Source organism: Lysobacter capsici (genome assembly GCF_018732085.1).
Lineage (GTDB): Bacteria > Pseudomonadota > Gammaproteobacteria > Xanthomonadales > Xanthomonadaceae > Lysobacter > Lysobacter capsici_A.
The window spans coordinates 6,010,370-6,030,297 of the sequence record NZ_CP076103.1 but is presented as its reverse complement, the minus strand read 5'-3'; the positions used below and the strand labels follow the sequence as shown (position 1 = coordinate 6,030,297).

Here is a 19,928-nt window from a genome sequence, read left to right as displayed (position 1 = left end):
GGGCCAACGCTCTTGACGGGTTTAGACCGGCTTAAACCGGTCTAAACCGGCTGATGCGGGTTGGCCCTGGGAGTCGCGTGTCGGCCGGTGCCCGCGTTATCACCCGGCGAAGCAGGAACGCGAGGACGCGATCGTGATGGCGATCGAACTGCTGGGGGAATAGCGCGCCGCATCGAATGCCATCGAAGAAAACCCGGACGACTCCAAGGGAGTCGTCCGGGCGCAAAACGCGGGTAGTGCCCGCTCTTCCCGGGCGGTGCCCGTTCCTCGCGTGCGGAATCCGGCGCGATCGCATGCCGTTGCGCACGTGCGCCGTCCCTGGCGCGGCTTTCAGCCTTTCTCAGATCCTCGGAGGTCCGTAAAACGCATCCAAGAGTATTTTCCCGTTGTACACGGAGGGGCAGAGCGTTTCAAACTGGACAATCTCGTATTGGTAGTAGCACGTCCACACGTCGTGCTCCACGCCGATGGGCGGCTGCGGCGGCTGTGGCGGCAGTGGGCCGCCACCGGGCGGACGGGCCAACGCGCTGCCGATGGTGAAGGCGGATGCGGCAACCAGAACGAGCGTCAACAGCGTCTTCGTGACTTGTTTCATGACGAATTCCTTTTGTTGGATTGGATGAGTGACTCGACACGTTGCGGCCGCAACTGCAGCGATTAGGGGTGCGACACGGGCGGCAGTCAACGGCCTGCCCGGCCGGTATTTACAAAAAATTTACATATCGGAACCGGGCATGACGCACGCCTGGCCGGTGCGCGCACCAGTCATTCTCCGCACCGGTCGTGACCTGTTCGAAGCTCCTCTACAAAATTTCCTTTGCAAAAGCGCTGATGCAACGAACGCGGCCCAATCGTTCGTGCGCGCGGTCGATTCACGTCTTCGCCCCCGCGACGTTCTTCCCGACATGTCAAAGGCGCGGGGTTCGTATGTGGATCATGGTTGGTTTAGACCAGTGGATCGCCATCAACGGCCGCGAGGCGCAGCAGTGGCCGGGACCGCCACCGGTGACGGAGATCGGCCATCTCGCCACCCGCGGCCTGAGCGGTTGCGTCGGCCTTGCGGTGAGCTGGGAGAGCGGCCAGATCGCCCTGGCCCATGTCTTTTCCGCGTGCACTGACGGAACGGGTACCCCGCCGGGCCTGAACACCTGGGACGGTCCGGACGGCTACCGGGCAAAGCTCGACCACGCGCTAGCCATGACCCAGGCGGCGATCCCCGGCGCGACCGAACAGAAGTACCGCTATGGCGTTCTGGTGTTCTCGGAGCCCCAGCCCACACGCACCGTCGAACTGTTGGCGGGTTGGCTCAAGGACAACTGCATCAGCTCCGCCCAATATTCCGAATGGAGCGGTTGCGACGTGAGTGCCGGGCCAGAGGAAGACGACGACATGGATGTCAGTGAACCCAAGTCACTTATCAACTATCTGATTACTCCCGCCGAAAACGGACTGACATGGGGTCCCGGAGGGCAGATGATCGCGTGCGAAGCCTTGTCGGAGCTGGCGCATGCGGCCGATCCCCCGACGCGCTCATCGTGATCGGGAGCCGGTGGCCGTTACGCATTCCTCATCGACATGGCTGAGAGTATTCGCAGGCGTGCCGCCGCGATACGAACCTGCAGAAAAAGCCAGATCCGCGTTGACTGCGACCGATGGCGGTCGCACGCACAGGTCCGCGTTCTCGTATTCGCAATACTGGCGGGCGCCGAAGACCACCCGCCCACCAACCAAGCACCGTGGTAGGCGTTCACGGAAAGTTCGCGTCACTCAATCCTCGAGTGCGGGGACTTCTCGTTCTGCTTCACCTGAGATCTCGTGGATCGCTTGGTCGATGCAATCGAAACAACCGGCTCAGGGCCTGCGGGCGGATAGCGCTCGTTAAACCTCTCCGTCAGCCAGTACGCGTGCATCAAGTTATCCGCCACACCCATCGCGGCAGGCGTCGCAAACCACATCAGTATCTGGAACAAGACGATGGCGATCTGAGCATCGTGAGAGAGCGGCAACCAAGGATGCGCCACCAAAGTCAACCAGGGCAGGAGCAGCAACCCGATCGATCCCCATGCCAAGCTCATGGCCTGGGTTTTGAACGACAGCGGTGCGGATGTGTTCCAAGACACGATCCGGCCTTGTTCATAGCGCACGTAGCGACGCGCTCGCTTGTAGCTGTTGATGAACGCCAATGGGTCGTCGCGCTCGCGTGCAATCTTGAGCACGCGCGGATGCATGATGAAGCCGAACGCCTTGGCCGCGGACATCTGGTCGCCCAACGGCTCGTTGGCCACCTTCTTGTAGAGGCGCGCCGTAGCCTGCAAATCCAGCCGCATTCGGCCTGTGCGATACCGCAGCCATCCGAAAATGACCATGATCGGAATGACGATCATCAACGCAATCGGCAGCAGCTCGGGAACTTGCTGGATCAACGACGTCAAAAGCGGGTTCATGGGCGCGCATACCGGGCAGCGGGGGAGTGATCCGATCCCAGCAATCGGCCGTCGCACCAACTGAGAAACGAAACCCTTCTCCGACGGGCGGCCGGCCTCTTTCCCCCGGCTCTTAATCAGTCACTAGCCCCCGGACGGCCGACCTGCCTGCGCGATGCGATCGTTGGCAGAGGCGACCATCCACCGCAGCCGCCTTCGAGCTTACTGCGCGGCGGCGTTCAAAAGGCGTTGAGTGACGAACGTCTCCTGCGCACGCCGCAGAACGTCTCAGATAGACCATTCCCATCACGAGGGTGTCCGACCTTCGCCGGTCAGTACGTACTTCCAACAAGGGCCGCGATCGGCCATCACGTCAGGGACCGCACATGCCCGGCTTGCCGCCTTCCGATCTCGACTTCAAAGCGCAGGATCTCGAAGATGGTGATCGTGAAGCGCGCGGCCTCGATGATCCTGATCCCATTCCAGGCGCGGCCCCTCATGCCGCTGTCGTCGTTGCTCCCGCCATGGCGGTGGACGCCGCACCTGCCGTGGCTGGCGGCGGTATTCTGCATGCCGCTCCCAATTTCGATTTTGGCTTTCCTCTCGGAACCGCCACTGCCGAGATGGAAGAAAATTTCCGTGTCATTGTGAACAATAGCCCGACGATTCAAGGTCAAAGCCGAATAATTCGCCGCGACGATCTGGTGGCGGGGCTCGACTGCAGCGAGGGGTCTGGGCGAGACGTCGGTCTATTCGACAAGGACTGGAAGGCGGTGGTGATCTCCGAATCCATCATGGCCGCTGATCCGAACACCAGTGGAGCCGGCGCGGCGGTTCTGGCCCATGAACTGCAGCACGCCGTGAACTCACCCGTGAACACCCACAGGGTAAATCAGGCTCTGCGCGGCGTAGGAAACGACGCAAGCGACGACACGGCGTTTGTAGGCACCTATCTTGCCATCGCCCGACGCGATGAAGCTCTGGCCGAGATCGCGGCATGGGGTGCGTTCATTGATCTCGCCGAGAAAACACAGCCTAGACCTCTGACGGAAGCGAGTCTGGTCGCTTATGGCAAAGACTGTATGGAAAGCTACGTCGAGTATCGTCCCGACGGCACACTAGGACTGACACCGGAGCTTACCCGGCTGATGACCCCGGATCGTCGCATCGCGGTCACTGAGCACAACATCGCGGTGATGGGACGGCTGTTTTTCGACCCACCTATCGCCGCCCACGGGACAGGCGCGGGGGAAATGGACTATCCCCACCGTTGCGCTGTCCAAGCAATCGAGAAGTTGGAGCGCCACGGCAAGCACACGGTGAGCTTGGACTTCCAAAGGCTCGGGTTGACGCACGAGACGATCATCCAGGGATTGAGGGGAGAAGACGGGGCGGACAGTCAGCTTCATATCGTCAACCTCAATGCAGCACCCAGGCCGAGTCTGACCGGCGATGGCCCTGCGGTGGCCAGACCCGCCTCCCTGACACCCGGATTGCCCCTCGCCGACCCTCGATCCAACGGTCTATCCGGCGTGCCTCGATCCTTCCCGTCCGGATCTGCTGCAGATGATCCGGACCGTGCAACTGTCCTGCGTCCGCCGTCGGGGCTGGGACTAGGATCGGCCGCTGTCGCCTCCGCCGTCGCCCCGGAAAACACAGGTGGGGTCGCGGGAGCGAGGGATGCTACGAGCCGGGTGGCGGGTCCGCCTATATGGGGAGCATGGCTTGATCCGCCTGGTATGGGCGAACGCGCCACCTCATCCAGCGGTGATATCCGTCGAGCGTATGCAACCGGCGCCATGGACGCGGTCGGCGGGTACCGGGCAGCGATACCGGATCCATGGGGAGGAAGTGCTGTTGCCGCTCCGGCCGCCGTGGACTTTACCTTTCCCAGTCAGCGCGCCAATGACACGTCACCCGCTCGCATCACCAGTTCGGATAACGCTGCATCCGGCGCTTCTGTAGTGGCATCGCAGGAAGGGCGCCCGCACGTACCGGTGGCGCCACTGACTGCACCCCCAGCCCCTTCGGACGAAGCACGGCCAGCAAGCGACGTCTTTCTCGTCGACGGTGGCAACGTCAGATCGGGGAAACGGCGAATTGATACGGGGACGGACGACTCGTTCGATCGGGCCAAAATCGCTCGCTCGGATACCGCACTGAGTGCATCGGACGCAGCCTCCACTCAGGCGGCAGCCGTCTTGGACGCATCGCGTCGGCGCACCTATATGGCGCTGTACGGGCAGTGTCTCGAACGACTGGAGCCCCATGCCCCGACCGTGGGGCTCAATGAAAGCGAATGCGTTTCCTCGGCCGCATGCCTGGCGCTGGCGGCGGCCAAGAAAGGCATAAAACAGGTTGACTGGGTGGCACCGCATCCGCAGCGAGATCGACTTTACGCCGGCGAAGGCAGGCAGGGCGATCCGGCCGGGGTGTGGGTTGAGGCCGGTGTAGCCGAGGCTCGGAAAAAGTCCAGCGCGCAGGCGTTAACGGAGTTCATGAGCATGGAACCCGAGCAGGTGCGCGCTGTCGCGACTCAGGGGCCGCCTAGCCGCGCGCTTTAGGTTACTCCGACGTCCCTTGTCGAGACCGGCCACTTGGTTTCGGCTGTGCCCACTGGATCACGCGCGGCTTGCATGCACTGATTTACCCTTAGCTTAAGTCGTGCCAGCTATCGCCAGCCGAGAAGGAGCCGCGTACGTGGACAGCCTACTTAAACTCACCCTCACCCGAAGGGAATTGCTGAAAGCCGGCGCAGCATCGGCCGCCGCCGCCGCCGCACCCTCAGTGGCGTTCGCGCAGGCGCCCGACGAGCCGGGGCGGTCACCGGTGATGACGAAGGTCGCATTCGAGGTCAACGGCAAACCCGAGACGCTCGAACTCGACACGCGTACCAGCCTGCTGGATGCGCTTCGCGAGCATTTGCATCTGACCGGCACCAAGAAGGGTTGCGATCACGGGCAGTGCGGCGCATGCACGGTGATGGTCGATGGCCGGCGCATCAATGCCTGCCTGACCCTCGCGGTGATGCACGAGGGCGATCGCATCACCACCATCGAAGGCCTCGGCACCCCGGACAAACTGCATCCGATGCAAGCGGCCTTCATCAAGCACGATGGCTACCAGTGCGGCTATTGCACGCCCGGCCAGATCTGCTCGGCGGTGGCGATGCTGGGCGAAATCAACAGCGGGGTGCCAAGCCTGGTCAGCGAGAAACTGACCGCACGGCCAAAGCCGAGCGCCGAGGAGATCCGCGAGCGCATGAGCGGCAACATCTGCCGCTGCGGTGCGTACTCCAACATCGTCGACGCGATTACCGAGGTTGCCGGGAGGTCCGCATGAAGGCCTTCACCTATGAGCGCGCGTCCTCGCCCGCCGAAGCGGCCGCGGCGGCGGCGCGAACGCCGGGCGCACGATTCATCGCCGGTGGGACCAACCTGCTGGATCTGATGAAGCTGGAGGTCGAGACACCCGGCCATCTGATCGACGTCAATGCGCTCAAGCTCGATACGATCGAGTCGACCCCCGAAGGCGGCCTCAAGATCGGCGCGCTGGTGCGCAACACCGACCTGGCCGCCAATCCGCGCATTCGCCGCGACTATGCGCTGGTGTCGCGCGCGGTGGTGGCCGGCGCGTCCGGGCAGTTGCGCAACAAGGCCACGACCGGAGGCAATCTGCTGCAGCGCACGCGCTGCCCGTATTTCTACGATACGAACCAGCGTTGCAACAAGCGCAACCCAGGCAGCGGTTGCGCCGCGTTGGAAGGGGTCAGCCGGCAGCTGGCGGTGATAGGTGGCAGCAAGGACTGCATCGCGACCTATCCCGGCGACATGGCCGTCGCTATGCGCGCTCTGGACGCGACCGTGCAGACGGTGCAGGCCGACGGCAGCGAACGCAGCATCCCGCTTGCGCAGTTCTATCGCGCCCCCGCGGATGCACCCCATCTCGACACGGTGCTGGGCCACGGCGAGTTGATCACCTCGGTGACCTTGCCCAAGCCGATTGGCGGAACCCATATCTACCGCAAGGTGCGCGACCGCGCGTCGTATGCGTTCGCGCTGGTCTCTATCGCCGCGGTGGTCCAGAACGACGGCAGCGGGCGTGTCGCGGTCGGTGGCGTCGCGTATGCGCCATGGCGCAGCGACGCGGCCGACGCGCAACTCGCAAATGGCGCCAAGGCCGTGACCGGCGCGCTGTTCGCCGGCGCCAAGCCTACCGAGCAAAACCGCTTCAAGCTGCTGCTGGCCGAGCGCACGCTCGCCGCGGTGCTGGCCGAGGCGAAGGAGTGATGCCATGAAATTCGATACCCCCGCCACGACCAATCCCATCGATCAGCTCAAGGTGGTCGGCAAGCCGCTGGATCGCATCGATGGCCCGTTGAAGGTCACCGGTACCGCGACCTATGCCTACGAGCAGCACGAGGCTGTCCGCAATGCGGTGTACGGCCATGTGATCGGCGCCGGTATCGCCAAGGGCCGGATCATGTCGATGGAACTCGATGCAGCGCGCCGGGCGCCGGGCGTGTTGGCCATCGTGACCGCCGCCAACGCGGGCAAGTTGGCCAAGGGCGATTTCAACACCGCCAGACTGCTCGGCGGCCCGGCGATTCAGCATTACCACCAGGCGGTCGCGCTGGTGGTGGCCGAGACCTTCGAACAGGCGCGCGCCGCGGCTGGCCTGGTGCGCATTCGCTACGACCGCGCCGCCGGCGCGTTCGATTTGACGGCGGCCAAGCAATCGGCGGTGGTGTCCGAACGCGATCAGCCCGACATCGCCGTCGGCGATTTCGCCGGCGCGTTCGCCGCGGCGCCGGTGCAACTCGATGCCACCTACCACACGCCTGACCAGTCGCACGCGATGATGGAGCCGCACGCGTCGATCGCCGCCTGGGATGGCGACAAGCTCACGCTATGGACGTCCAACCAGATGATCGCGTGGGGCCGCGGCGATGTGGCCAAGACCCTGGGCATACCGAAGGAAAACGTTCGCCTGGTCTCGCCCTTTATCGGCGGAGGCTTCGGCGGAAAATTGTTCGTCCGCGCCGACGCGGTGCTCGCGGCGCTCGGCGCGCGCGCGGCGGGACGGCCGGTGAAGGTCGCGCTGCCCCGGCCCTTGATCGCGAACAACACCACCCATCGTCCCGCGACGATTCAGCGCATCCGCATCGGTGCGACAAAGGAAGGCAAGATCAGCGCCATCGGTCACGAAAGCTGGTCCGGCGATTTGCCCGGCGGCGGGATCGAGAACGCGGTGCAGCAGACCCGGCTGCTGTATGCCGGCGCCAATCGCATGATCCGGGCGCGCCTGGCCACGCTGGACCTGCCTGAAGCCAATGCGATGCGCGCGCCCGGCGAAGCGCCCGGATTGATGGCGCTGGAAATCGCCATGGACGAAATGGCGGAAAAGCTGGGCATGGATCCGGTCGAGTTCCGCATCCTCAACGACACCCAGGTCGATCCGGAGAAGCCGGAGCGTCCGTTCTCGCAGCGCGAACTGGTGCAATGCCTGCGCACCGGCGCCGAACGCTTCGGCTGGAGCAAGCGCAATCCCAAGCACGGCGCCGTGCGCGACGGGCGCTGGCTGGTGGGCATGGGCATGGCAGCGGGGTTCCGCAACAACTTGGTGATGAAGTCGGGCGCTCGCGTGCGCCTGACCGCCGATGGCAAGGTCACGGTGGAAACCGACATGACCGACATCGGCACGGGCAGCTACACCATCATCGGCCAGACCGCGGCCGAGGTGATGGGCGTGCCGCTGAACCAAGTCGTGGTGCGGCTGGGCGATTCGGATTTCCCGGTGTCGGCCGGCTCGGGCGGCCAATGGGGCGCCAACAGCTCCACCGCGGGCGTCTACGCCGCGTGCATGAAACTGCGCGGCATCGTCGCAGCGAAGCTCGGACTCGATGCGGACAAGGCGAGCTTCGCCGACGGCAAGGTCAGCGTGCAGGGCCGCAGCGTGGCGCTTGCGAAAGCGGCCGAGTCCGGTGAAGTGGTCGCCGAAGACAGCATCGAGTTCGGCGACCTGGCCAAGAAATTCCAGCAATCGACTTTCGCGGCCCATTTCGTCGAGGTCGGCGTGGATATCGCCACCGGTGAGTCGCGCATCCGCCGCATGCTGGCGGTGTGCGCGGCCGGCCGCATCCTCAACCCGAAGCAGGCCCGCAGCCAAGTGATCGGCGCCATGACCATGGGCATCGGCGGCGCGTTGTCGGAAGAACTGGCAGTGGACAAGCGCCTGGGCTTCTTCGTCAACCATGACCTCGCCGGTTACGAAGTGGCCGTGCATGCCGATGTACCGCACCAGGAGGTTATTTTCCTCGACGAGGCCGACGACAAGTCATCGCCGATGAAGGCTAAAGGTGTGGGCGAGCTCGGTCTTTGCGGCGTAAGTGCCGCTATCGCCAATGCCATCCATAATGCTACCGGCATCCGCGTGCGTGAGTATCCGATAACCTTGGACAAGGTGCTGGCCCACCTTCCCGTGATGGCGTAGTCGCACATGCGATAGCGGTTAGTCGTGCGCGCATACGATTTCCTCTCTCTTGCCAAACATGGCGAGTTAGCCCAAAGGGAGGACCAAGGGCAGCGCGTATCGGTGCGCAAACCCTCGTGGCCGGGGGGGGCGAAATTTTGTATCAGCTCGTCGGCGACGGCGCTTTCTTTTCCACGCCAGACACAAGCGCTCACGCTCGCAGCCAATTGCCAACAGATGCGGTGGGGAACGGTATCTGTTGGCTTGGCTGATTAATGTGATTGAAGCGTACCGTCCTCCAGCAGCTCGCGTGTACGTTGCAAGGTCGAGAGCAACGCGCTGTTGAAGCCCTTGTCGCTGTCCATCCACGCTTGCGCAGCCTGTTCCTCCGGTCCGTTGTTTTCCTTGCCGCGCAATCCCAGGTAGCAATAGAAGCGCAGTTGCAGGTTGCCCGCTTCGTCCTCGAACAACTCGTTGACGATGGCGCCTTCGCGCGGGCCGCCGGCTTGGAAGAAGGTGATCTTGTTTGCGTCGAAGGTGATGATCTCGGTGAGGTCATCGCCCAGGATCGTGGCTTCCCGGACGAGGTGCGTGGCGCTTTCTTCGACGACCTCGCAGCGGGTGCATTCGTTGGGCGGAAAAAAGAGCCGCGCGTCGCGGGCCTTGGCGACCAAGCCGGCCCAGGCTTGATCGCGGGTGAGCGGCTTCTGACCGACCGGATTGACCGGAACGGTGGCGGTGGAATAGATCATGGTGAAGTCCTCGATGTAGGGATGCGTGGTTGGTCGACGCGCTCAAATGGAAGCCGCGATTTCGGAAGCGAAGTCGCGGTAGGAACGCAGCGGGCGACCCAGCAGCGCGGTGAGGTGCTCGACGTCGCCAGCGTCCGGCGTCATCCCGTCGGTCAGGAACCGCTCGCTCATCAGGCGCATGTCGAAGGCCATCCAGTTCGGCATGAACTGGCGAAGGTTCTGCTCGAAGCCCGCGGTGTCGTCGCCGCCGTAGGCGATCGGGCGACCCAGCACGTCCGTCCAGAGGGCCGCCACGTCCGCGCCCGTCAGCGTGTCGGGGCCGACGAGATTGAAGCGGGCGAGGGGAAGCGGTTCGCTCGACCGCTCGCGGCGCAGCAGTTCGATGGCGGCGATCTCGCCGATGTCGCGTGCATCGATCATGGCCAGGCCTTTGCTGCCGATGGGCATGGGGTAGACGCCATGGCCGAGCACCACGTCCTTGATGGTGCGGTCGTTGTCCATGAAGTAGGCCGGCCGCAGGATGGTGGCGTTGAAGCCCATGCCCTCGATCATGCGCTCGACGCCGAACTTGCCCGCGAAGTGCGGCACGTTCAAATAGCGATCGCTGTGGATGACCGAGAGGTAGACGATCCGCTCGATCCCGGCCTCGCGGGCGACGTTGAGCGCGATCAAGGCCTGGGTGAACTCCTCGGGCACCACCGCGTTCAACAGGAACAAGGTGGAGACGCCCGAGAAGGCGGCGCGCAGCGAGTCGACATCCAGCAGGTCGCCCTGCACGGTGGCGACTCCGGCCGGCAGGGCCGCGGTGGCCGGATCGCGAACCAGGGCGCGCACATCGGCGCCGCGCTGGGTGAGCTGTTGGACGACGTGGCGGCCGATGTTGCCAGTGGCGCCGGTGATGAGGATGGTCATGGGATTGCTCCGGGTTGGGTTGGGTGGCCCTATGGTTGGTGATTCACCCATGGCCCGATAGCCCGTATATTTGGACCTCCTGTCTCGCTGGTGGAACACATGGACCTGCTGGCTCTGGCCGACTTCAACCTGGTGGCGCGGCATGGAGGTTTCGGCCGGGCGTCCCGCGCCGCCGACCGACCCAAGGCGACCCTGTCCCGTCGCGTGGCGGAGTTGGAGAGCAGCCTCAACCTGCGTCTGTTCGAGCGCGGTGGGCATCTGCTCAAACTGACCCAGGAGGGCCGAGCGCTGTACGAGCGAACGGAGGCCCTGCTGACCGAGCTTGCCGAGACGGCGACGTCGATCAGCTCGGGCGGCGACACGCCGCGTGGCCATCTGCGGATCAGTGCGCCCTTGCTGTTTTCTCAAACCGCGATGGGTGAGCTGGCCGCCAGGTTCGCCCTGATGTATCCGGAGGTAAGTCTCGAAGTGTCGACCGACGATCGCATGGTCGACATGGTGGAGGAAGGCTACGACCTGGTGATCCGGGTCAACCCCGATCCCCATGAAAGCCTCATCGGCCGCATCTTTCTGCACGATCGCCTGGTGGTGGTTGCGAGCCCCGGGCTCCGCATGCCGCAAGGCGATTCCATCGCGTCGGCTGTGATGCGCAGCAAGCGCCCAGCGAACACAGCGTGGGATCTGATCACGCCGACCGGCCTGGTACGCATCCATGCCAACCCCGTGCTGAGCTTGTCATCGCTGATCATGATCCGAAGCGCCGTGCGCACCGGCATCGGCGCCGCGCAATTGCCGTTATCGCTGGTGATGAGCGATCTGCAAGCCGGCACGCTGGTGCAGTGGGGCGAGGTCCAGGCTCCGGGCATCGAGCTGTGGGCGTTGTATCCATCCAGGCGCCTGCTCAGCGCTCGCGTGTCCGCTTTTCTTGAGTTTCTGAAGGCGTCCTTCCCTTCGGGAGCGCCCGAAGAACTGGCGGCGTATATCAAGGGGTGAATCAGTCGGGGTTGACAGCTTGCAATCCAAACGGCGCGTTAAGGATGTTCTTTAAATCGCTTTATGTGTTGCCCGTGGGGACGATGTCGAAGGCCGCGCGGCTTTGGATAGTGGCCAGTCTTTAACTGCAGTGGCGCAGCTGCCGACGGTACTGGTACGTCATCGGCAACCGGCCGCGCGGCTGGTTCCAGCAGCATCGCCCACGCGTAAGACACAAAACGCCGCCAGCAATAAGCTAATGCCACCGATCAGCAGCGCGTAGATCGGTGCATTGCCGAAGAACGTCTTCAGCAGGAAGCCAAGCGCGCTGGCGGCGAGCAATTGCGGGATGACGATAAACAGATTGAAGATGCCCATGTACACGCCCATCTTTCCCGCCGGCACGCTGTCGGACAGCATCGCGTAGGGCAGGGACAGGATCGACGCCCAGGCGAAGCCGACGCCGACCATCGACAGCAGCAACCAGTGCGGGTCGCGGATCAGCAGGAAGGACAGCAGGCCGCAGCCACCCAGGACGAGATTGATCAGATGGCTCAGGCGCAGGCCGAGCCGGCGCGTCATCCAGGGAATCAGCATCGCCGCGGGTACGGCGAAACCGTTGTAAGCGGCGAACAGCACGCCGGCCCAGTTCGCGCCGTCGTTGTAGGCGGCCGAGCGCGTGTCCGCCGCGGCGAAATGCACGCCGGTGACGGCCGCCGTCGTGTAAATCCACATGGCGAACAGCGCGAACCAGGAAAAACACTGCACGGGCACGAGCTGACGCATGATCGTGGGCATCGTCAGCAAGTCGGCGATGATCGCGGTGACCGGATTGCGCGCGCGACTGTAGCCGGCGATCAGTTGGATCGCGCCGTAGGCGAACAGGCCGGCGGCGAGCAGGTGCAGGCGTGGGTCGGTCCGACTCAGGTGGATGGTGAGGAACGCGACCAATCCGGCCGCGCACCAAAGCATGCCGTTGGATCGCACCTGCGCTGGCAGCGGCGGTGGCGGCGTTGTCGGCGCTGTGTCCTCGAACGCGGCGAGCGCGTCGGGCGGATACTCGCGCGTCGACAGCACGCTCCAGGCGAGCGTGCCGAACAGGACGGCGGCGCCGAGATAGAACGCCAGCTTCACCGTGTCCGGCATTTCTCCGGCGGCGGAGAGGTTGCTGACTCCGCATTGCGCGAGCAGCCAGGGCAGCAGGCTGGCGACGACGGCGCCCGCCGCGATGAACAGGGTCTGCATCGCGAAACCGGCCGGCCGCTGTGCCGACGGCAGCTGATCGCCTACGAACGAGCGCAACGGTCCCATCGAGACGTTGATCGCGGCGTCGAGGATCCACAGCAGCGCCGCAGCGCTCCACAGCGTCGGCGAATTCGGCATCGCGATCAGCGCCAATGCGGCGATGACGGCGCCAGCGAGCAAGTACGGCCGGCGTCGGCCGAGCCGACCCCAGGTGCGATCGGAGCAATAGCCGACGATCGGCTGCACGAGCAATCCGGTCAGCGGCGCCGCGATCCACAGCGCGGGAATATCGTCGATGCTGGCGCCGAGAGTATGGAAGATGCGGCTGACGTTCGCATTCTGCAGCGCGAGACCGAACTGCAGCCCCACGAAGCCGAAGCACATGTTCCAGATCTGCCAGAAGCCGATCGGCGGTCTGTTCGTCGTGGCGGACGTGGACATCCGGCGGCGGCGTCGCTCAGCGCCGCTTCGCCGCGGCGGGCGCGGGCCCGCCCGACTGGCGGATCATCAGTTCATACGGCACGCGCACGAGCGCGCCCGCCTGCGGATCGCGGATCGCGGCGAGCAGCTGTTCGGCGGCGATGCGCCCCATCTCGCGACACGGCTGTCGCACCGTCGTCAGGCTGGGCCAGATCTGGCGCGAGGCCGGCGTGTCGTCGAAACCGAACACGGACACGTCTTGCGGGACGCGCAGGCCGCGTTCGAACGCCTCGTGCATGACGCCGCAGGCGCTGTCGTCATTGGCGGCGAAGATCGCGGTGGGCGGATGCTTCAGATCGAGCAGCTGCCTCGTGCCGGCGACGCCGTCGTCGAAGGTAAAACCGCCATCGACAACCAGCTTGGCGTCGTACGCAATGCCCGCGCGGCGCAGGCCGTCGCGATAACCGGCCAGGCGCCAGGCGCGTCCGCCATGCAGCTGCGGGCCGGCGATGTGCGCGATGCGGCGATGACCGAGCTCAACCGCGTGCGCGATCATTTCCGCCGCCGCCTTGCGCTCGTCGAGGATCGTGCCGATGCGCGCGTGACTGAGCTTCGCCTTCGCGGAGATCGTGGCGTAGCGCACGCCCAGGGCGTCGAGACGCTGTAACAGCTTGACGTCGTCGGCGAACGGCGGCACCAGGATCAGGCCGTCCGGACGGTACTGGGCGATCGATTCCTCCACCGCGCGGACATGGTCGGCATTGGAATGCTCGAGCGGACGCAGCATGGCGCTGTAACGCTGGCGCTCGCAGGCGGCCAGCATGCCGACGATGATCTCCATGATGTAGCTCGATGCCGCGGCGGGATCGTCGTACACCAGCGAGATGAGATAGGAACGATTCCCCGCCAGGCTGCGCGCCGACGGATTCGGTCGGTAGTCGAGCGCCTGCGCCGCCGCCTCGACCTTCAGCCGCGTCTTCTCGCGCACGTTCGGCTCCTTGTTGAAGACGCGCGAGACGGTGGTCATGGAGACACCGGCGGCCTGGGCGACGTCTTCGATTCTGGCGCGCATCAATGCGTTTCCGAGGGGCGAGCGGGGCGAATCATGTTATCGCACACCGCGATGCCGGCGGGCGAGATCGCTGCGAGGAGCGCGCTTGCGCCAGTGTCCGGTCTGGCGACGAACGTCGCGCAGATCCGTTGCTGCGGTGCGGCATCCAGGCGCCGCACGCAGCCATGACGTGACGCTGTAAGAGCAAATTGGTAGCGCTTCCATTTCACGATTGACAGCGCTGCCATTCGGGCGTATCACTCGCTCCGCTCCATGCCGGCCGGCGACGATACCGCCACAAGCGCCGGGAGACGGGAGCGTCCGAACCGGAGGGAATAGGACATGGCGTACCGCTTGCACGCGCTGTATGGCGCGATTCTTGTTGTGCTCGTTTCATCAACCGACGCGCTGGCCGGACCCGCCGATCAGGCGCAAGCCGTGGATTCCGCACAACCGCAAACGCCCGCGGGAGCCGCGCCGCAGGCAAGCGCGGCCAAGACGCTCGACGCGGTGGTCGTCACCGGCACCAAGCGCGTCACGCCCTTGCAGAAGACGCCCGTGGCCATCAGCGCGATCAATGCCGAGACGCTCGGCAAGGAACGGGTGATGACCGTGCAGGACATCACCAAGCTGGTGCCGAGCATGCAGGCCACCCGTCAGGGCGACCACGATGTCATCACCGTGACCTTGCGCGGCATCGGCAACGACCAGGCCAAGACCGAATACGCGGATCCGGAAGTGGCGATCTTCGTCGACGGGGTCTACTCGCCGCGCGCCGAAGCCGCCGCCGGCCTGCTGCTGGACATCGAAAGCGCGGAAGTCCTGCGCGGCCCGCAGGGCACGCTGTGGGGCCGCAATTCGACCGTCGGCGCGGTCAACTTCCAGACCACGAAGCCCGAGATCGGCAGCTATTTCGGCAACGCGCAGTTGTCCATCGGCAACTACAACGCCATCGGCGCGCGCGCCGCGGTCAATCTGCCGATCAGCGACACCTTCGCGATGCGCGTGGCGTTCGTGCAGGAACAACACGACGGCTATGTCGATTATCAAAATCCGATCGGCCAACTGCCGTCGGTGGATGCGCAGCGGGCCGCCTACGCCGCCTCGGGCGGCGATGCGACCTTGTTCCAGCCCATCAACCCGAATCTGTTCGTCACCCGCGGCGACAAGTACAACGCACAGGATCAGTCGGCGGCGCGCGTCAGCGCGCTGTGGCAGCCGAACGAGGTGTTCAGCTGGAACTTGGCGCTCGAATACTTTCGCGACCGCGGCACGCCGAGCATGAACCTGATGCAGAAGCCCAGGGCGGGGCAAGACTTCTGGTCGGCACTGATCGACACCGCGCCTTACATCGACCGCGATGCCTACGCGCTTCGCAGCCGCATGGACTGGGACATCAACGATCGCATGCGCCTGAGCTATATCGCGGGTTTTTCCCGGCTCGACGGTGCGTCCACGTACGACCAGGACAGCGGCGTCCAGGTGCCGACCAGTTTCACCACCGGCGCCACCTTCCAGGAAGACCGCACGAACGGCTCGAAGTACAAAAGCAGTTCGCACGAGTTCAATCTGGCGTCGACCGGAACCAACACCCTCGACTGGATCGTTGGCCTGTACTACGCCACCGAAAACAATTCGATGCGTTTCGATATTCCCTTGTTCAACGGTACCCAGCAGGGCACGGTCGGCTGGCAAGGCTCGTTCATCCAGCCCAAGGAAACGGTGGATTCCTACGCCGGATTCGGCCAGGTCACCTGGAATGTCGACGACGCCTGGCGCCTGACGGCCGGCGCGCGCTACACCGACGACCAAAAGCAGAACGTCGGCGGTCGTGGCTGGGGCTGGGCTTACAACCCGGCTGTGCCGCAGGTGCCGATCTCCACCGGGACGATTCCCGGCCCAGGCAACGGCTTCAATGTCTCTACCGTCAATGACGGCAAGTACAGCCATAACCAGACCACCTGGCTGTTGCGGACCGACTTCGACGTCGGCAAGAACGGCCTGGTCTACGCGAGCGTATCGACCGGCTACAAATCCGGCGGCCTCCAGGACGGCGGCGCCACGTTCGGGCACGAGGAACTCACCAACTACGAGGTCGGCGGAAAGTTCAGCTTCATGGAAGGGCGGCTGGTCTGGAACAGCGCGCTGTATTACATGGACTTCAAGGACTTCCAGCTGTCCGCGCCGGTGACCTTTCCCGACGGCAACCGCGGCCTGGGCTTCAACAATGTCGCCGGCAGCACCAAGGTGTGGGGCTACGAGAGCGAATTGTCCGCGTTGATCGGAGAGAACGATCGGCTGAATCTCACCGTGTCGGGTATTCCGAAAAAACAGCTGGGCACGCTGCTTTACGCCGGCAGCAACGACTACCAGGGCCTGCCCGCGTGCCCGCCGGCATCAGGCATCAGCAATTGCATGAACGTCAGCGGCAACGAGTTGCCGCACGCGCCCGACTTCGCGTTGACCGTGATGTGGGAGCACGATTTCCATCTCGGCAACGGCGGCACCTTGACGCCGCGTTTCACCGCTCATTACGAGACCGAATCGTGGTTGAGCGTGTTCAACCTCGGCGACGAAGATCAACAGAAGGCTTACGGTCGCGGCGATATCTCGCTGCGGTACGAGGAGCCCGAGCGACGCTGGTGGGCCAGCGCGTACGTGCAGAACGTCACCGACGAAAAGACCCGCACCGCGGCGGGCCGTTTCAACGCGGGCGACGGTCAGTATCTGTGGGTGTCGCAGTATCTGCCGCCGCTTACGTATGGCATGAGCATCGGTCTGAACTTCTGACCGGCACCGGGCTTGCCTGGCTCGCACCGCGGGCGAGGAGACGTTGCTGCGCATAGCGCGTTCGCCCGGCACGCCGCTCGCACGGACTTTTGGAGCACGGTTTGAAGATCGTATCGAAGCATCTTCGCAGGCCCCCGGCGGCGCTGCGTCGGGGTGGGTTGGTCATGGCGGCGGCGCTGGGTCTTACCGTCGGCTCCGGCGTTGCCGGCAACGCGCCGGCGGGCGGCACGATCCAGCCCGCGCGTTGGCCGGCGCCGGCTTGGCCGTTACCGGCCGATCCGGCACTGGAGGCACGCGTCGATGCGCTGCTGGCAACGATGACGCTGGAAGAAAAGGTCGGCCAGATCGTGCAGGGCGATACTTCCAGTCTCACGCCCGAGGATGTGCGCAAATACCGCCTGGGTTCGGTACTGGCCGGCGGCGGCTCTGATCCGGGCGGCAAGTACAACGCGGCGCCGGCGCAATGGCTGGCGCAAGCCGACGCGTTCTACGAGGCCTCGATGGACACCCGCGGCGGCGGCAAGGCGATCCCGATCCTGTACGGCATCGATGCGGTGCATGGCCAGAGCAACGTGGTCGGCGCCACCGTGTTCCCGCACAACATCGGCCTGGGTGCGACGCGCAATCCGGATCTGATCCGCGAGATCGGCCGCATCACCGCCATCGAGACGCGGACCACCGGCATGGAATGGGCCTTCGCGCCGACCGTGGCGGTGCCGCGCGACGATCGCTGGGGCCGCAGCTACGAGGGTTATTCGGAAGATCCGCGGCTGGTCGCGAGCTACGCCGGCGCGATGGTCGAAGGTCTGCAGGGCAAGGTCGGCGACAAGGAATTCCTGGACAGCGCGCACGTGGTGTCCTCGGTCAAGCATTACCTGGGCGACGGCGGCACCGCCGACGGCAAAGACCAGGGTGACACCCGGGTCGACGAGGCCGAGCTGCGCGACGTGCACAACGCCGGATACCCGCCGGCCATCGCCGCTGGCGCGCAGGCGGTGATGATTTCCTTCAGCAGCTATCAAGGCGTGAAGCTCGCGGGTCACAAGCCGCTGATCACCGACGTGCTGAAGGAGCGCATGAACTTCGGCGGCTTCGTCGTCACCGACTGGAACGCGCATGGCCAGGTCGCCGGCTGCGACAACACGCAGTGCCCGACGACGGTGAACGCCGGTGTCGACCTGGTGATGGCGCCCGACAGCTGGAAACCGTTTTACGAAAGCACCCTGGCCGCGGCGAAGGCTGGCACGATTCCGATGGCCAGGCTGGACGATGCGGTGCGACGCCTGCTGCGGGTGAAATTTCGGCTGGGCCTGTTCGATGCCGGCAGGCCGTCGCAGCGCAAGCTCGGCGGGAAGTTTGAACTGCTGGGCGCACCCGAGCATCGCGCGATCGCGCGCCAGGCGGTGCGCGAATCCTTGGTGTTGTTGAAGAATCAACGTGGCGTGCTGCCGCTAGACCCGAAGAAGAAGTTGCTGGTCGCTGGCGCCGGCGCCGACAGCATGGCCAAGCAGAGCGGCGGCTGGACATTGACCTGGCAGGGCACCGGCACCACGCGCGCCGATTTCCCGAACGGCCAGACGATCTGGGAAGGGGTGAAGGCCGCGGTGCAGGCCGCCGGCGGCAGCGCCGAGCTGGCGTTCGATGGCCGGTATCGAATCAAACCCGACGCCGCCATCGTGGTGATCGGCGAGAACCCATACGCCGAGTTCCAGGGCGATCTGCCGACGCTGCTCTACAAGCCCGGCGACGACAGCGAGCGTGAGCTGATCGGCAAACTGCGGGCCGACGGCATTCCCGTGGTGACGGTGTTCCTCAGCGGTCGGCCGCTGTGGGTGAACCGCGAGATCAACGCGTCCGATGCCTTCGTCGCGGCCTGGCTGCCGGGCAGTGAGGGCGCCGGCATCGCCGATGTTCTGCTGCGCAGGCCTGACGAGAGCGTCGGTTACGACTTCAAGGGCAAGCTCGGCTACTCCTGGCCGCGCCGCGCCGATCAGTACGCCAATAACGTCGGCCAGACGGATTACCGCCCGCAGTTCCCTTATAGCTACGGTTTGACCTATGCCAGCAAGGGCGATCTCGCACCGCTCTCGGAAACTGCCGGCGTATCGCTCGCGCAAGCGCAGCCAGGGCAGTACTACGGGCTCGGCATGTTGGCGCCGGGGCTGTCGCTGGCGCTGCAAGCCGCCGGCCAGCGTGCGGTCAGCGTCAAGACACTGCCCGCGGCTGCGGATGACGGCAGCATCCGCATCGCCGCAGTCGATCACCGACGTCAGGAGGACGCGCGACGCGTGACCTGGTCAGGATCGGCGCCCGCACGCCTGTCGTTGATCGCGGACGCGACGAAGGACCTGACGCGGGAGGCCAATGGCGACGTGCAGCTGCTGCTGGCGCTTCGTGTGGACGATCCACCGAGGGGCGAAGTGGCCGTGAGCGTTGCCTGCGGCGAGGGTTGCGGCGCGTCGCTGCCGCTGCGCGAGTCGTTGGCGTCGCTGCCGGTCGGCCAATGGACCACGCTCGGGATACCGTTGAAGTGTTTCGCGATGTCCGGCGCGAATCTGTCGAAGGTGTCCGGCCTGTTGGCGATCGAAACCTCCGCGCCTTTGCAACTGTCGTTCTCGCGCATCGCCCTGACTCCGCAAGGCGAAGCCGAGCGGACGTCCGGATGCGGCGCCAACAAGTAACTTGAAACCGGCGATTGCCCCGGGCTTCGTTACGCAATCCGCCGATGCATGGGTATTTTCCCGCGTGCCCTGGCAACCGTCTCTCTCGTGCGCTCAGCCCAATATGGCGCCGCTTGTGATTCGCGGCAAACGCCGAAATTTCGGACCGCGAGCCAGCTCAGCACGAAAGCGGCATGAACGAAGCCCCATGCGTTGCCTCGTCAGGCCGAGC

14 protein-coding genes are annotated in these 19,928 nt (G+C 64.9%); 8 read left to right on the top strand and 6 right to left on the bottom strand.

Annotated elements, in window-relative coordinates:
- Positions 1-340 precede the first annotated feature (340 nt).
- Positions 341-595 carry a hypothetical protein gene (locus KME82_RS25055; protein WP_215496442.1) on the bottom strand — a complete coding sequence of 85 codons (255 nt, stop codon included), beginning with the start codon at positions 593-595 and terminating at the stop codon, positions 341-343.
- Between the two features lie 332 nt (positions 596-927).
- Here KME82_RS25055 and KME82_RS25050 point away from each other — a divergent pair, with 332 nt between their 5' ends.
- Positions 928-1,539, top strand: coding sequence for a hypothetical protein (locus KME82_RS25050; protein WP_215496441.1), 612 nt, complete (start codon positions 928-930; stop codon positions 1,537-1,539).
- Between the two features lie 224 nt (positions 1,540-1,763).
- On the opposite strand, the gene KME82_RS25045 is transcribed toward KME82_RS25050, so the two are convergent.
- Positions 1,764-2,444 carry a hypothetical protein gene (locus KME82_RS25045; RefSeq protein WP_215496440.1) on the bottom strand — a complete coding sequence of 227 codons (681 nt, stop codon included), beginning with the start codon at positions 2,442-2,444 and terminating at the stop codon, positions 1,764-1,766.
- A gap of 365 nt (positions 2,445-2,809) precedes the next feature.
- Between KME82_RS25045 and KME82_RS25040 the strand changes: the two genes are divergently transcribed.
- The 4 genes from KME82_RS25040 (at position 2,810) to paoC (ending at position 8,915) form a co-directional block, all read left to right on the top strand.
- Entirely contained in the window at positions 2,810-4,987 is a 2,178-nt protein-coding gene (locus tag KME82_RS25040) for an XVIPCD domain-containing protein (RefSeq protein ID WP_215496439.1), read from the top strand.
- Between the two features lie 136 nt (positions 4,988-5,123).
- Positions 5,124-5,765 (top strand): aldehyde dehydrogenase iron-sulfur subunit PaoA, encoded by a 642-nt coding sequence (gene paoA / locus KME82_RS25035; protein WP_215496438.1) that lies wholly within the window; start codon positions 5,124-5,126, stop codon positions 5,763-5,765.
- A complete protein-coding gene (locus KME82_RS25030) occupies positions 5,762-6,712 on the top strand; it encodes an FAD binding domain-containing protein (protein WP_215496437.1) in 951 nt (316 codons plus the stop codon). Before paoA ends, KME82_RS25030 begins: the two co-directional genes overlap by 4 nt.
- Positions 6,713-6,716: 4 nt before the next feature.
- On the top strand, positions 6,717-8,915 hold the full coding sequence (paoC, locus tag KME82_RS25025) for an aldehyde oxidoreductase molybdenum-binding subunit PaoC (RefSeq protein WP_215496436.1): 2,199 nt from the start codon (positions 6,717-6,719) through the stop codon (positions 8,913-8,915).
- A gap of 251 nt (positions 8,916-9,166) precedes the next feature.
- Here paoC and KME82_RS25020 read toward each other — a convergent pair whose 3' ends face one another.
- Positions 9,167-9,646 (bottom strand): AtaL-like protein, encoded by a 480-nt coding sequence (locus tag KME82_RS25020; protein ID WP_215496435.1) that lies wholly within the window; start codon positions 9,644-9,646, stop codon positions 9,167-9,169.
- 42 nt (positions 9,647-9,688) lie between these two features.
- The gene (locus tag KME82_RS25015) at positions 9,689-10,558 is read right to left on the bottom strand and encodes an SDR family oxidoreductase (RefSeq protein WP_215496434.1); all 870 of its coding nucleotides are present in this window, start codon (positions 10,556-10,558) and stop codon (positions 9,689-9,691) included.
- Positions 10,559-10,657: 99 nt separating this feature from the next.
- On the opposite strand from KME82_RS25015, the gene KME82_RS25010 reads away from it, so the two are divergent.
- Positions 10,658-11,551: a LysR family transcriptional regulator gene (locus KME82_RS25010; RefSeq protein ID WP_215496433.1), complete on the top strand. Its 894-nt coding sequence runs from the start codon at positions 10,658-10,660 to the stop codon at positions 11,549-11,551.
- Between the two features lie 159 nt (positions 11,552-11,710).
- Here the strand turns inward: KME82_RS25010 and KME82_RS25005 are convergent, their stop codons facing one another.
- Positions 11,711-13,216 carry an MFS transporter gene (locus KME82_RS25005; protein WP_215496432.1) on the bottom strand — a complete coding sequence of 502 codons (1,506 nt, stop codon included), beginning with the start codon at positions 13,214-13,216 and terminating at the stop codon, positions 11,711-11,713.
- Between the two features lie 16 nt (positions 13,217-13,232).
- Entirely contained in the window at positions 13,233-14,267 is a 1,035-nt protein-coding gene (locus KME82_RS25000; protein WP_215496431.1) for a LacI family DNA-binding transcriptional regulator, read from the bottom strand.
- A gap of 321 nt (positions 14,268-14,588) precedes the next feature.
- Here KME82_RS25000 and KME82_RS24995 point away from each other — a divergent pair, with 321 nt between their 5' ends.
- Entirely contained in the window at positions 14,589-17,036 is a 2,448-nt protein-coding gene (locus tag KME82_RS24995) for a TonB-dependent receptor (RefSeq protein WP_215496430.1), read from the top strand.
- A 164-nt stretch (positions 17,037-17,200) separates the two neighbouring features.
- Complete coding sequence (locus KME82_RS24990) at positions 17,201-19,717, top strand: glycoside hydrolase family 3 protein (RefSeq protein ID WP_215496429.1); 2,517 nt, start codon at positions 17,201-17,203, stop codon at positions 19,715-19,717.
- The last annotated feature ends 211 nt before the right edge of the window (positions 19,718-19,928 follow it).